This window comes from Sphingorhabdus profundilacus (genome assembly GCF_009769755.1).
GTDB lineage: Bacteria > Pseudomonadota > Alphaproteobacteria > Sphingomonadales > Sphingomonadaceae > Sphingorhabdus_B > Sphingorhabdus_B profundilacus.
Genome location: NZ_SDWJ01000001.1, coordinates 1,473,714 through 1,486,792, shown reverse-complemented (window position 1 = coordinate 1,486,792; position 13,079 = coordinate 1,473,714). Strand labels below are relative to the sequence as shown.

The 13,079-nt window shown below is 54.7% G+C and carries 13 protein-coding genes; 4 read left to right on the top strand and 9 right to left on the bottom strand.

Features of this window, described 5'->3' with window-relative positions; all coding sequences use genetic code 11:
- Nucleotides 1–148: 148 nt before the first annotated feature.
- The 4 genes from EUU23_RS06925 to EUU23_RS06910 form a co-directional block, all read right to left on the bottom strand.
- On the bottom strand, nucleotides 149–970 hold the full coding sequence (locus EUU23_RS06925; protein ID WP_160353306.1) for an FKBP-type peptidyl-prolyl cis-trans isomerase: 822 nt from the start codon (nucleotides 968–970) through the stop codon (nucleotides 149–151).
- Between the two features lie 50 nt (nucleotides 971–1,020).
- Nucleotides 1,021–2,409 carry an aspartate aminotransferase family protein gene (locus EUU23_RS06920; RefSeq protein WP_160353305.1) on the bottom strand — a complete coding sequence of 463 codons (1,389 nt, stop codon included), beginning with the start codon at nucleotides 2,407–2,409 and terminating at the stop codon, nucleotides 1,021–1,023.
- 172 nt (nucleotides 2,410–2,581) lie between these two features.
- The gene (locus tag EUU23_RS06915; protein WP_160353304.1) at nucleotides 2,582–3,319 is read right to left on the bottom strand and encodes a gamma-glutamyl-gamma-aminobutyrate hydrolase family protein; all 738 of its coding nucleotides are present in this window, start codon (nucleotides 3,317–3,319) and stop codon (nucleotides 2,582–2,584) included.
- Nucleotides 3,316–4,482: an isovaleryl-CoA dehydrogenase gene (locus EUU23_RS06910; protein WP_218939513.1), complete on the bottom strand. Its 1,167-nt coding sequence runs from the start codon at nucleotides 4,480–4,482 to the stop codon at nucleotides 3,316–3,318. Before EUU23_RS06910 ends, EUU23_RS06915 begins: the two co-directional genes overlap by 4 nt.
- Nucleotides 4,483–4,589: 107 nt before the next feature.
- On the opposite strand from EUU23_RS06910, the gene EUU23_RS06905 reads away from it, so the two are divergent.
- The 4 genes from EUU23_RS06905 to fdxA all read left to right on the top strand — a co-directional run bounded on the left by EUU23_RS06905 (nucleotide 4,590) and on the right by fdxA (nucleotide 9,399).
- Entirely contained in the window at nucleotides 4,590–5,828 is a 1,239-nt protein-coding gene (locus EUU23_RS06905; protein ID WP_160353303.1) for an NAD(P)/FAD-dependent oxidoreductase, read from the top strand.
- Nucleotides 5,829–5,831: 3 nt separating this feature from the next.
- Nucleotides 5,832–8,609, top strand: a complete 2,778-nt coding sequence (locus tag EUU23_RS06900; protein ID WP_246156157.1) for a helicase-related protein — start codon at nucleotides 5,832–5,834, stop codon at nucleotides 8,607–8,609.
- Between the two features lie 6 nt (nucleotides 8,610–8,615).
- The gene (locus tag EUU23_RS06895) at nucleotides 8,616–8,879 is read left to right on the top strand and encodes an RNA-binding S4 domain-containing protein (RefSeq protein WP_160353302.1); all 264 of its coding nucleotides are present in this window, start codon (nucleotides 8,616–8,618) and stop codon (nucleotides 8,877–8,879) included.
- 181 nt (nucleotides 8,880–9,060) lie between these two features.
- Entirely contained in the window at nucleotides 9,061–9,399 is a 339-nt protein-coding gene (gene fdxA / locus EUU23_RS06890) for a ferredoxin FdxA (RefSeq protein ID WP_160353301.1), read from the top strand.
- On the opposite strand, the gene EUU23_RS06885 is transcribed toward fdxA, so the two are convergent.
- From EUU23_RS06885 to EUU23_RS06865, 5 genes are read right to left on the bottom strand one after another with little or no spacing between them, the layout of a single operon-like run.
- Nucleotides 9,396–10,679, bottom strand: a complete 1,284-nt coding sequence (locus EUU23_RS06885; protein WP_160353300.1) for an NADH:flavin oxidoreductase/NADH oxidase family protein — start codon at nucleotides 10,677–10,679, stop codon at nucleotides 9,396–9,398. The genes fdxA and EUU23_RS06885 overlap by 4 nt on opposite strands.
- Nucleotides 10,676–10,963, bottom strand: coding sequence for a hypothetical protein (locus EUU23_RS06880; protein WP_160353299.1), 288 nt, complete (start codon nucleotides 10,961–10,963; stop codon nucleotides 10,676–10,678). The genes EUU23_RS06885 and EUU23_RS06880 overlap by 4 nt, the downstream gene beginning before the upstream one ends.
- Nucleotides 10,964–11,001: 38 nt before the next feature.
- Nucleotides 11,002–11,688: a lipoyl(octanoyl) transferase LipB gene (lipB, locus tag EUU23_RS06875; RefSeq protein WP_160353298.1), complete on the bottom strand. Its 687-nt coding sequence runs from the start codon at nucleotides 11,686–11,688 to the stop codon at nucleotides 11,002–11,004.
- 6 nt (nucleotides 11,689–11,694) lie between these two features.
- Nucleotides 11,695–12,552 carry an oxygen-dependent coproporphyrinogen oxidase gene (gene hemF / locus EUU23_RS06870; protein WP_160353297.1) on the bottom strand — a complete coding sequence of 286 codons (858 nt, stop codon included), beginning with the start codon at nucleotides 12,550–12,552 and terminating at the stop codon, nucleotides 11,695–11,697.
- Nucleotides 12,549–13,010, bottom strand: a complete 462-nt coding sequence (locus tag EUU23_RS06865; RefSeq protein ID WP_160353296.1) for a tRNA (cytidine(34)-2'-O)-methyltransferase — start codon at nucleotides 13,008–13,010, stop codon at nucleotides 12,549–12,551. The genes hemF and EUU23_RS06865 overlap by 4 nt, the downstream gene beginning before the upstream one ends.
- Between the last annotated feature and the right edge of the window lie 69 nt (nucleotides 13,011–13,079).

Sequence of the window (13,079 nt, the reverse complement as noted above, 5' to 3'; positions counted from 1 at the left end):
TCCTTCGGACGTCAAAATGGCGAAGATATCGAACCAAAATGCGCGCCGCCGATAGTCATTCTACCGGCAAGCGCAATTTGGTTCGAGATCGAAGCCATTTTGACGCCTCGCAAGTGTATTTCAGTGGTCCTGACCCTAGGTCCTGACCCTAGAAATCCAGTTCAGGCGCAGGCCGCACATCAATTAGATTTATCCTGATGTTTATCTCCGGTGTCGCCGGATCCTTCGCCACGTCGGTTTTTGGTACCGGCAAGCAAAAGGTGTAGCTTGAACCTGCTTTCATCAGTTTCAACGCTTCAACAAATACCGGAGTAGCTTGGGCCAATGTGATCTTTTCCCATTCGCGTTGTTCCAGCGTGACGCCAGTTTTTGCATCGAATGTTGCAAAATCGACCAATGCCATATCCGATGCTGTGGGAATTTCCCCTGTTCCCGATTGAATGACAAAATAGCGTAATCCGGACCCGGTAGTCGTATCACAAGCGCGCTGCGCGACCGGTATGATCGGCTTGGGTGGCGGCGACGTGAACGACAACAGATCTACTTCAAATACCAGATCGGCATTGGCAGGGATTGGCCCAGAACCATTTTCTCCATATCCGAGCTTGGAAGGGATGCAGAAGCGGAAGCTGCTGCCCGGTTGCATCAGTTGCAAGCCTTGGGCGAAACCGGCGATAACCGCACCGACTTTGAATTCTGTGCCCTCGCCGGAATCGAACATGCTGCCATCAGATGTCAGCATGCCTTTATAGTTGACCTTTACTTTCGCATCCGCTCCGGGTTTTTCGCCTTTCCCGGCTTTAATGACCGAATAAGACAGTCCCTCCGGCGTGGTTGTGGTGCATGTCAGAACCGGTGGCTTGGCTTTAGGGGCACCGGGCGCGGCCGCAGCGACGGGCGATGTGCCCAAAACCATAGCGGGCGCTAATATGAGTGCGATTGTCGCACGTTTGATTGAAATATAGGTCATGTGATCTCGCGGTATATTAGGGTCTAATCGGAACAAACTTCCGGAAACGATCAGATCGCCCTTAACTTCGGCTCCGCTTCGTCCAGCGATTTCGAAATTATGCCGACCAGATCGTCAATTTGGCTGGTAGAGATGATTAGTGGCGGGCACATGACAATGCTGTCGCGAATGCCGCGAACCATCAGGCCGTTGCGAATACAGATGTCGCGCACCATTGGTCCTGCGGTTCCCTCCGCTCCGCCAAAGCGAGCGCCTGTCGATTTGTCTGCTACAATCTCAACTGCTCCAAGCAGCCCGACGGAACGCGCTTCGCCGACCAGCGGATGGTCGTTCAAAGTCGCGAGAGCCTTTGCCAGATATGGTCCGGTTTCGCTGCGCGTCCGTTCGACCAATCCTTCGCGTTCCATGATTTCGATGTTCCGAAGAGCGACTGCGGATGCGACCGGATGACCGGAATAGGTATATCCATGCACAAAATCACCGCCAGTTTTCATAACCGCGATGATTTCGGCACTGACCGCCACGGCAGATATGGGCAGATATCCTGACGAAAGACCCTTGGCCATCGCAATGATATCAGGTTTGACGCCAACTGTTTCATGGCCCCACATATTGCCGGTCCGGCCGAAACCGCAAATGACCTCGTCACAAACCAGCAGGATACCATATTTGCGACAGATGGCTTCGACCTGCGGCCAATAATTGGCGGGCGGAATGATGACGCCGCCTGCACCTTGCACTGGCTCACCGATAAAGGCGGCGACATTTTCCGGCCCCACTTCGATAATTTTGTCTTCGATAGCCTGAGCGCAAGCGGTGCCGAAATCCTCGGGAGTCATATCCCGGCCTTCATTATACCAATAAGGTTGGCGAACATGTTCGATACCGGAAAGCGGCAAAATGCCGGGGGCAGGGAAGCCCTGACCATGCATCGCCTTCATCCCGCCCATGCTGACACCAGCGACGGTCGAGCCATGATAGGCATTGTGGCGACTAATCAAGATGGTTCGACTGTGCTGGCCCTTCACTTGCCAATAGTGGCGAACCATACGCAAGATCGTGTCATTGGCTTCGGAACCGGAGCTGTTGAAGAACACATGGGGCAGACGACCACCCGTCAGGCTCGCAATCTTATCCGCCAGCATGACGGCAGGCGGGTTCGCGGTTTTGAAGAAGCTGTTATAATAAGGCAGCTCCAGCATTTGTTCGCGAGCAACGTCGGCCAGCTCGTCGCGACCATAACCGATATTGACGCACCACAGACCTGCCATGCCATCCAAAATGCGATTGCCGTCGCCATCATGGATGTAACATCCGTCGGCATGGGTGATGATCCGGCTGCCGCCCAAATCTTCAATTTCCTGCCAGTCGGCTTGTGCTGGAAGATGATGGGCAATGTCGAGACGACGAAGTTCGGCGATGTCATAATTACGGGGCATAAATCTATCCTTTGAAATGGGTTTGCACAGCGAGCAAAGAGTGCGCTGAAACTTCACGGTAGATGCTGCATTCAAAATCTGGCGGGCTACCGGCTTCTGCGCGATTCAAAGGGATATCAGGGTGAAAAGCCTATTCGCGCCTGGTAGCGGTTATAACGGGTGACACAACAGTTCATAGCTCCCCTCTTAACGCCTTTCCCAGCAGGTGAAAATAGGTTTGCGAATCCGGGTCATTTTCGGTGCCCCATTCAGGATGCCATTGCACGGCTAGCAACGGTGCCCCATTGGGTCGGGCGCTATATGCTTCGATCAGGCCATCGGGCGAGCGGGCCTCGACCGACAAACCTTCGCCCAATTGCCCGATACCTTGATAATGGACGGAGTTCACATCGAGCCCGGCTTTGGAATAAGCGTTGGCGAGCAAGCCCCCACCGACCAGTTCAACGGGGTGCCTGTGGCTGAACATGGCATCAAAACTGACGCCATCCGGCGCATGGTGCCTGATGAGTTCATCACTGGTACTGGTGTCGCGGCGCAATGTTCCTCCCATGGCCACGTTGATTTCTTGAAAACCCCGACAAATGCCGAAGACAGGTTTTTGTGCGTCGATCATTCGATCCACCATTGAAATGGCGATTTCGTCGCGTGCATCATCGAATGGCCCTTCGCCGCCATCCGCTCCATAGCGCCGTGTGCCGACATTGGACGGGCTGCCGGTCAGCAATATGCCGTCAAGCCTCGGCGCGACTTCTGCTGCGGTCATGAGATCAGGTAGCGACGGCACAATCAGCGCCGCGACATTGGCATACCGCATAGCGGAACGGATATAACGGTCCATCACCGCCTGCGCGCTTTCGGTGCCAACAATGCGATTGCAAGCAATTACGCCAAGGACGGGACGGCTGCTCACGCTGCGCCGATCAATTCCCGCCCGATCAGCATCCGGCGGATCTCGTTGGTACCTGCGCCAATATCGAGCAGCTTCGCATCGCGGAACAGCCGTTCAACTGGCCAATCTTTGGTATACCCAGCACCGCCGAGTGCCTGAATAGCTTCACCGGCGACTCGCACCGCATTTTCCGAGGCGAGCAAAATCACGCCCGCGGCATCAAATCTCGTGGTCTGGCCAGAGTCACAGGCGCGGGCAACGGCGTAAGTATAGGCACGCGCCGAATTCAGCGCGACATACATGTCGGCAATTTTGCCTTGCATCAATTGGAACGCGCCGATGGGTTTGCCGAACTGCTGCCGCTCACGCACGAACGGCAGGACAACATCAAGGCACGCTTGCATGATACCAAGTTGCAACCCGGCAAGCACGACCCGCTCATAATCCAGCCCGGACATCAGCACACCGACACCACCGTGCAGCGGTCCGATAATCTGTTCTTCGCTGACAAAACAGTCGTTGAAAACAAGCTCTGCCGTCGGAGAGCCGCGCATACCCATTTTATCGATCTTCTGACCGATCGAGAAACCTTCCATTTCCTTTTCAATCAGAAAAGCGGTTATGCCGCGCGAACCGGCTTCCGGCGATGTCTTGGCATAGACGACCAGCGTGTCGGCATAAGGGGCGTTGGTGATCCAGAATTTCGTCCCGTTCAGCACATATCCGCCCTGAACGGCGTCGGCCTTTAGCTTCATTGAAACAACGTCCGATCCGGCGCCTGCTTCCGACATCGCCAGACTACCGACATGCTCGCCGGAAATCAGCTTGGGCAGATACTTCGCCTTTTGCTCCGCAGATGCCCAGCGACGGATTTGATTGACGCACAGGTTGGAATGCGCGCCATAGGACAAACCGATCGATGCCGACGCACGGCTGACTTCCTCCACAGCGACGACATGTTCCAGATAGCCAAACCCCAAGCCGCCATCTTCTTCACCAACGGTTAGGCCGTGCAGACCTAGATCGCCCATAGCGGTCCACAATTCGTCACGCGGAAACCAGTCATCTGCGTCGATTTTTGCAGCCAAAGGCGCAATTTTGTCGGTGGCGAATCGGTGCGTGGTGTCGCGAATCATCTCGGCATTTTCACCGAGGCCAAAATCTAGATTCATATATGTTGTCATGGCAATGTCCTGCCATCTATTTGGCAGTTCTGCAAGCTTAGGGCTGGCAATTCTGATGTCATCTGCCTACCGCTAATCCAAAGAATGGGAAATAAGGATGCGGTCAAATGCAGCATTATGACGTGTTAATTGTCGGCGGCGGCCATAGTGGCGCACAGGCGGCAATTGCGCTGCGCCAAGCCAAGTTTGAAGGCACCGTCGCCATTATTGGTGATGAGGCGGAATATCCCTATGAGCGCCCGCCGCTGTCAAAGGATTACTTTGCTGGGGAAAAGGCATTTGAGCGGATATTGATCCGCCCTCCCGCCTTTTGGGCGGAGCGTTCGATTGATATGCTGTTGGGCAAGCGCGTTGAAAGCGTTGATCCTGTCGCGCATACAGTCGCATTTTCGGATGGCGAGCAAATCGGTTATGGCCAAATGCTTTGGGCAACCGGTGGCTCTCCGCGTCGGCTATTGTGCGATGGATCACAATTGGCGGGCGTGCACGTCGTTCGGAACAAGTCGGACGTTGATGCAATGATCTGCGAACTTGACGATGTTGCCCGCGTTGCGATCATCGGGGGCGGATATATAGGTCTTGAGGCGGCGGCTGTCTTGCGAAAGATGGGTAAGCAGGTGGTGGTCCTTGAAGCGATGGATCGTGTCCTTGCCCGTGTCGCAGGAGAGGAATTGTCGCGCTTTTTCGAAGCGGAGCACCGCGCACATGGCGTGGAAATAAGGTTGGGTGTGACCGTTGAGGCGTTGACGGGTAACGATAATGTGGAAGGTGTCCGTCTTTCCGATGGTGAGGTTATTGCCGCACAGATGGTGATAGTCGGAATCGGTATCATCCCCGCGGTTGCACCACTGTTGAATGCAGGGGCGGCGGGTGGCGCTGGGGTCGATGTCGACGCAAATTGCCGCACCTCACTGCCCGATATCTTCGCAATCGGCGACTGTGCTGCCCATTCGAATAGCTTTGCCGGGGGCGTGGTTATGCGGGTCGAATCGGTCCAGAATGCCAATGATATGGCCAATACGGTTGCCAAAAGCATCGTTGGCGAACTTACGGTCTATCACTCGGTACCCTGGTTCTGGTCCAACCAATATGATTTGCGGCTACAAACCGTGGGCCTGTCGGTAGGATATGACGATCATGTTGTCAGGGGCGATCCGCAAACACGCAGTTTTTCGGTGATCTACCTGAAAGGCGGCAAAGTCGTTGCACTGGATTGCGTCAATATGACCAAGGATTATGTGCAGGGAAAAGCGCTGGTCGTCGAAGGTATGCGCTTTACAAAGGAGCAGTTGGCTGACACGTCGATCACCCTGAAGGAACTGGCGGCAGGCACGGCCAGCATCTGAAATTTGCCCCAAGAAAAAGTTTCCCTGACGGCCATTCTTGGTCCCACCAACACCGGCAAAACCCACCTCGCCGTAGAGCGTATGTGCGCCCATTCCAGCGGTATGATCGGCTTTCCATTGCGCTTGCTGGCACGGGAAATTTATGATCGTGTCGTTGCCATCAAGGGCGTAAATCAAGTTGCTTTAATCACCGGCGAAGAGCGGATCGAACCCCCTCATGCGCGGTGGTATTGCTGCACCGTCGAATCAATGCCTGTTCAAAAGGATTTTGCTTTCGTCGCAATAGACGAAGGGCAATTGGGCGCCGACCCGGAACGGGGGCATATTTTTACCGACCGGATTCTCCATGCGCGCGGCCGCGAGGAGACGATGATATTGGGATCGGAAAGCCTTCGGCCGCTGATCCGCACCCTGCTTGCCGAAGCGGAAATCATTTCCCGCCCCCGATTTTCGGTCTTGAGCTATGCCGGGACCAAAAAGCTATCCCGGTTGCCTAAACGGTCTGCGATTGTAGCATTCTCTATCGAGCAGGTGTATGCAGTGGCCGAAACGCTTCGCCGCATGCGGGGCGGAGCGGCCGTGGTCATGGGGGCGCTCAGCCCGCGCACACGCAACGCCCAAGTCGCAATGTTCCAGTCGGGCGAGGTGGATTATTTGGTGGCGACCGATGCCATCGGCATGGGCCTCAATTTGGACGTGTCCCATGTTGCTTTTGCCAGCTTGTCGAAATTTGACGGAACGCGCCGCAGGCGCCTGACCGTAGCAGAAATGGCTCAGATTGCAGGCCGGGCCGGCCGCCATCAGCGCGATGGTAGTTTCGGAACATTGGCGGGCGAAGGCAGCGAATTTTCACCCGAAGAGGTGCTGGCGATCGAGAACCACGAATTCCCGCGACTGGACTGGCTGTATTGGCGTGATGCAGAGCCAAGACTCGATTCGGTCGCAACCCTGATCGCGGACCTGGAATCCAGGCCAGATCGCCCCGGCTTGATGCCGGCGCCCAGAGCCATTGATCTTTCGGTCCTGAAGCGATTGTCCGAAATGCCTGATGTCCAAGCACTCATCCGACATCCGGTAGATGTGGCGCGGCTTTGGGAGGTCGCCAGCCTCCCCGATTTCCGTCAGATGGGTGAGGAGCATCACAGCCGCTTTGTCGGCTCCTTATGGCATTATTTAGGTCAGGGAGATCGCGTGCTGCCGCAATCCCTTTTTGCCGGTGAATTGGCGCGGCTGGATAACATCCAAGGCGACGTCGATACGCTTTCGGCCCGGATCGCGGGTGTCCGCACATGGACCTATATCGCTCACCGCATCGATTGGCTGGCGGATCCTGCGGTCATGGCGGAAAGAGCCCGGGCGTTGGAAACCAAGCTCTCAGACGCGCTCCACGATGCGCTGCGGCAACGTTTTGTCGACAGGCGAACAGCAATGCTGCTGCGAAAAACAGTTGGTGATTCTGCGCTTTTTCCAGTGGAGATTGATGGAGCTAACCGTGTTCTGGTCGACGGAGAAGATATTGGAACTTTACAGGGCTTTTCGTTTCGGGTTGACCCGTCAGCAAAAGCAGGTGACCGTAAGCTGTTATTGGCTGCAGCAGAACGGCATCTGACAGGATTATTAAGGCAAAAGGCAAGGGATGTAGCAATGGCTGAAGACAGCGATTTTGCACTGGCGAGCGACGGCGACGGTAAGCCGGCAATCTTGTGGAAGGGAGAGCCGCTTGGTTTATTGACCAAAGGGCGCAGCCTGATGCAGCCTGTATTCACCCCGGTTAAGGCAGTTGCGGGTTTGGAAGGCGACGCGTTACGCGAAATAGCTGTTCGCGCTGAAAGCTGGATCGAGACGCAATTGGCAAAAGCCATGGGCGGGATTGTCGGCCTGCAGCAATTGTCTCAACAGGCCGACGTCGACGGTAATGTCCGTGCGCTGGCCGTGCAGTTGGCCGAAGCTGGCGGTATCGCAGGTCGTCATTATCTCGCCGACGCCATCGCCGCCCTTCCCAAAGACGCGAGAGGCGCTGCGCGTAAAGGCGGGATCGTCTTTGGAGCGCTCGATATTTATCATCATGCTGCTTTAAAGCCGGCCGCTGCGAAATGGCGTGCCGCGTTATTCGCTGCCAGAGACGGACGATCGATGCCGCAGTTACCGCCGGAGAGCGCCGTCCATTTGAAAGAATGGAAATTTGCACATCCAGGCGAAGCACGAAATGCCGGCTACAGGCGGGTCGGCGATGAATATGTGCGTATTGATTTGGCTGAACGCGTTATCAAAAAAGCGCATGAAGCGCGCGGGCAGGTAAATAGCTTTAGCATGGATATGGCTTTTGCGACATCCTTGGGCCTGAGCGATGCCGGATTGAAAGCGTTGATGCGCGATGCAGGATTCCGCTATATGGAGGCGCCCGCCGAAAAAGCCGAGACGCAGGAAGAATTGGACGCAACTGCCGTACAATGCCCTGTTTCCGGAAATGATCAGGACGGATTGGTCATCCACGATCAAACAGAGAGCGAAGGCGCTACGCCTGATAACAATCCAGTGGATGCGATGCAGGCGGTTCCATTGGCGCAACCTGTACATCTGACCCATTGGCGCTGGGTCGGGCTTCCTAAACCAAGGCCACAAGAGCAGCGGACGCAACGCGCCAGACCCGTCCGTCCAAAACCAAAAGACACGGCCAATTCGAAAGCTAACCCTGAACGTGTCCCGCCCAAAGCGAAAGATGCTTCACCACCGTCGGCACTCGCCTTGCAACTAGCGGCATTAAAGGGCCTGAAATTCTAACCCGCCATGCCAGAAACTGCGCTGCGGATCGACAAATTGCTGTTCTTTCTGAGGATCGCGAAAAGCAGGAGCTTGGCACAGGGTTGGGCCGAAAGTGGTTATATTCGCGTCAATGGCCGCAGAATAGAAAAGGGTAGCGCAACGGTCAGCGTGGGCGACGTCATAACCATGCCGCGGGATGAAGCGGTGGTCATATTCAAGCTCCTGGCAATGCCCGTAAGGCGCGGCCCAGCAGCTGAGGCAATGGCATGCTATCAGATGCTGGGCTAGGGTCAGGACCCCTTAAATGCGCTTGGGAGGCGTCAAACTGAATGCGAAGATGATATGTATGCTTTCATGGCCTAAATATTTAATGTCGGCTACACAACGGCGTTGACTTGACCGTGCGACTGACAATAGGCAGGAATTGTGAAGCGGCCAATTCGCCGCCGCATTTGGGAGAATTCCACCGATGACTTATGTTGTTACCGATGCCTGCATCCGCTGCAAATATATGGATTGTGTAGAAGTTTGTCCGGTGGATTGTTTCTACGAAGGCGATAATATGCTGGTCATCAACCCCAATGAATGCATTGATTGCGGCGTTTGTGAACCTGAGTGCCCCGCCGAAGCCATTTTGCCCGACACTGAAAGCGGTCTGGAGCAATGGCTTGAACTCAACGCAACGTACAGCGCCGAATGGCCGAACATCACCAGCAGCCGGGAACCACCGGCCGATGCAGATGAACATAAGGGTGAAGAAGGCAAATTCGACAAATATTTTTCAGCGGATCCTGGTGAGGGCGACTAAGAGTGACGTCCGCGTAACCATTTTTTCTGATAGCTTTCGACTTCGCGCAACGCGGCAAAGACGGACATATTCAAATTTGTCCGTCCTGTCCGGCCTAAGGCATATATCTGGCTATAATACCAGAACTGCACTGCAAAGCCATCAATGGCGCGGATCATCTTGAATTTACGCAGCCCTGACAGCCAGTCGGGCAACAACGCCAATTGTGTTTCCGTTTTCGGCAGAATCGCAACGCCGCTTAGCAATCGCTTTGGTCCATCGGGCATAACACATAGCGGCCGGGCCAAACCGATGACATCGGCCGCTCCTGAGCGAAGCGCCTGCTCCATGGCCGAGGCGCTGCGAAAACCGCCTGTCACCATCAATGCTATGGTAATTTCGTCCTTCATGGCTTTTGCAAAGTCGACGAAATAAGCTTCGCGGGCGAGCGTTGTTTCGGCAACCGACTGCGGTTCTGCAGCGTCGATGCCTTCCAAGCCTAATAATTTGGGTTGTTCATAAGTACCGCCGGATATCTCGATGAGATCAACCCCCGCCTCTTGCAGCCATCGGGCCACTTTAAGGCTATCTTCAAAAGCAAAGCCGCCGCGCTGGAAATCTGCGCTGTTGAGCTTCACTGAAATGGGGAAAGTCGGTCCGACCAACTGGCGGACAGTGTTTATCGTGAACAATAAGAACCGGGCACGGTTTTCCAGGCTGCCACCCCATCGGTCCCGCCGAAGGTTGCTGAGCGGGCTCAAAAATTGGGAAATAAGATAGCCATGGGCGGCGTGGATTTGAACACCGGTAAACCCGTTATCCCGACAGATTTGTGCGGCCTGGCCAAAGCGGCTTATCAAATTTAGAATTTCTGTTTCGGCAAGAGCGACCGGCATTCCAAATTGTCCGCCCGGCAACCCGAGTTTTACAGCAGATGGGGCCTTGGGTTTTGGATTGACCGTCTTCATTGTCTGCCGTCCGGCATGGCTGATCTGCGCCCAAAAATGATTGCCGCCCCGTGCTGCCGCAGCGGTCCATCGCATAAGTGCCGCGCGCATTTCGGGCGATGGCATCCGGTCAATTATAACATTCCCTGGCCTTTCAAGATGGTCGCCATCTATCTGTATATTTCCGGAAATGTGCAGCCCGGCGCCGCCATCGGACCAGATGCTGTATAATTTTTCGAGTTCAGCCGTCGGCTGTCCATAAATATTGGCCAACCCTTCGGTCATCGCGGCCTTTGCAATGCGGTTCGGCAATCGGGCACCGCAGGGCAGTGTCAATGGATCAGACAGTTTCATTCGGTGGTCGCTTTTTCGTCCGTAACAACCGGTATCGGCATCTCTGCTTCCTCCAACGGTTTTTCTTCCGCTTTAGCTTCCGGCTTTACTTCGGCCGGTACAACCGATTCATAGGGTCCTTCATCCGTCGACATATCGGTGTTGATCATATCGTCGCTAATCGTGCCTTCCAAACTGCCCAGATCATCCATTCGGGTTGCAGTGACCTGATTATCTTCTTTGTTGTCGCTACAGGCCGAAAGGCCCGGCAAGAAAATGGCCGCAATCAATAAATAGGCACGCATTTATGTTTCTCCGGTGGCTGCGTCGCGACCCTATATTTTCAGCCTGATTTGGCAAGGGTGTCGAGGAATTTGGTAAATGTCGAAGCAAGCGCATCGTCAAAGTCTTTCAAAGATACCCCGATACCTAAATCAGCAAGGCTGGTCACAGGATATTCGGCAATACCGCATGGAACAATGCCCCCAAAATGTCCAAGGTCGGGCGCGATGTTTACCGCGAAGCCGTGCATTGTTACCCAACGCCGGATGCGGACCCCAATCGCACCGATTTTGGCTTCTTGCCCCATAGGCGTGTCGCACCAAATTCCTATGCGTCCATCGGCTCGGCGGGCCTTGACGTCAAATTGCGCCAGTGCATCGATGACCCAGCCTTCCAGGGCGTGGACATAGCTGCGAACATCTTTGCCACGCTTTGCCAGGTCCAGCATGACATAACCTACCCGCTGACCCGGACCATGATAGGTGTAGCGACCGCCGCGTCCACTATTGTAAACAGGGAATTGTTGACTGAGCAGTTCTGTCGGATCTGCACTCGTTCCACCGGTATATAAAGGCGGGTGTTCCAGCAACCACACCAGTTCTCGCGCGCCATTCTCGCGAATGGCTGTCTGCAACCCTTCCATATGTGCCACCGCTTCGGGATATGGGGTTAAACCATGGGTGATTTCCCAATCGATGTTTGCGGATAGGTCGGGACCAATGGTCCGGATTTGATAATATTCGGGCATTAAAACTCAATCCCACGCCACGTCAGGTGGCAGGCTCATCAATATGGCGTCGACATTCCCGCCGGTTTTCAGTCCAAAAGTCGTGCCCCGGTCATAAACCAAATTGAATTCGGCGTATAAACCACGCCATCTGCGCTGGGCCTGTTTTTGCTCCGGTGTAAATTCCATCGACATTCGGCGGCGAACCAGTTTGGGGAAAATGTCCAGAAACGCATCGCCAACATCGCGTGTCAGGGCGAAATTCTGTTCGAACAGGGCGTCGCTGCTGTTTTCAAGATGGTCGTAGAAAATTCCGCCGACGCCGCGGTGGACGCCACGATGTGGTATCCAGAAATAATCTTCGGCCCACGCCCGATATTTTTCATAAACATCGGGGCCATATGGGGCGCAGGCGGCCCGCAACCGCGCATGAAAATCGGCTGTATCTTCTTCATAAGGAATAGGCGGGTTCAAATCTGCGCCTCCTCCAAACCAGCTTTTGGTCGTGACCAGATATCGCGTGTTCATGTGGACAGCTGGAACATGCGGGTTGGACATATGGGCAACAAGGCTGATGCCGGTTGCAAAAAAATTCGGATCTTCTGCGGCGCCATGGATTGTTTTTGCAAATTCCGGGTTGAAGCGTCCGCCTACGGTTGAAACATTTACCCCGACTTTTTCAAAAACACGCCCTTTCATTACGCCGCGCACACCGCCGCCGCCGGGCGATCCGTCATGGTCAGTGCGGTCCCAAGGCGAATATTGAAAATCAGCAGATGACCCTGCCTCACGTTCAATTTCTTCGAATGCGGCGCATATCCGGTCTCTGAGCGATTCAAACCACGTGCGGGCGGCTTGCTGGCGGGTGTCTAATGTCAAGGTCACGCACACTCTCCGGGAAATTGACTGGTTTGTCGTAATGCTTCGGCCAATGCGATGCCAGCCGATACGGCAACATTCAAGGATCGAAACTCAGGACGAAGAGGAATGTGAACGCGCGCGGTCACATGGCTATGGACATGTTCGGGGACCCCCGAACCTTCTGAACCCATCAGGATGATATCCTCTTTCTGAAACGAGAATTTCGGCAGCGAGATTGAACCTTTGGTAGTCATCAGCACCAGTCTTGCCGGCGCTATAGCATTGGAAAATGCATTCCAGTCGGCGTGACGCTTTATGTCCGCTTTGATGGCGTAATCCATGCCGGCGCGTCTCAATGCGCGTTCGGAAAAGGCGAAGCCACAGGGTTCGATGATGTCGCAAGGAACTCCAAAACAGGCCGATAATCTTAAAACTGCGCCGACATTCCCGGCGATGTCTGGCTGATAAAGCGCAATCCGCATGCATATTCCTGTCCATTGGAAACCAATTTGTGACGATTAGCGGTTAGTAACGCCTGATGGCAACAGGGC

Excerpts from the sequence above, each read along its gene's own strand:
- fdxA (WP_160353301.1), top strand. The coding sequence starts at position 9,061 with ATGACTTATGTTGTTACCGATGCCTGCATCCGCTGCAAATATATGGAT.
- EUU23_RS06885 (WP_160353300.1), bottom strand. The coding sequence starts at position 10,679 with ATGAAACTGTCTGATCCATTGACACTGCCCTGCGGTGCCCGATTGCCG.
- EUU23_RS06905 (WP_160353303.1), top strand. The coding sequence starts at position 4,590 with ATGCAGCATTATGACGTGTTAATTGTCGGCGGCGGCCATAGTGGCGCA.
- EUU23_RS06920 (WP_160353305.1), bottom strand. The coding sequence starts at position 2,409 with ATGCCCCGTAATTATGACATCGCCGAACTTCGTCGTCTCGACATTGCC.
- EUU23_RS06925 (WP_160353306.1), bottom strand. The coding sequence starts at position 970 with ATGACCTATATTTCAATCAAACGTGCGACAATCGCACTCATATTAGCG.
- EUU23_RS06880 (WP_160353299.1), bottom strand. The coding sequence starts at position 10,963 with ATGCGTGCCTATTTATTGATTGCGGCCATTTTCTTGCCGGGCCTTTCG.
- lipB (WP_160353298.1), bottom strand. The coding sequence starts at position 11,688 with ATGCCCGAATATTATCAAATCCGGACCATTGGTCCCGACCTATCCGCA.
- EUU23_RS06910 (WP_218939513.1), bottom strand. The coding sequence starts at position 4,482 with ATGACAACATATATGAATCTAGATTTTGGCCTCGGTGAAAATGCCGAG.
- EUU23_RS06895 (WP_160353302.1), top strand. The coding sequence starts at position 8,616 with ATGCCAGAAACTGCGCTGCGGATCGACAAATTGCTGTTCTTTCTGAGG.
- EUU23_RS06865 (WP_160353296.1), bottom strand. The coding sequence starts at position 13,010 with ATGCGGATTGCGCTTTATCAGCCAGACATCGCCGGGAATGTCGGCGCA.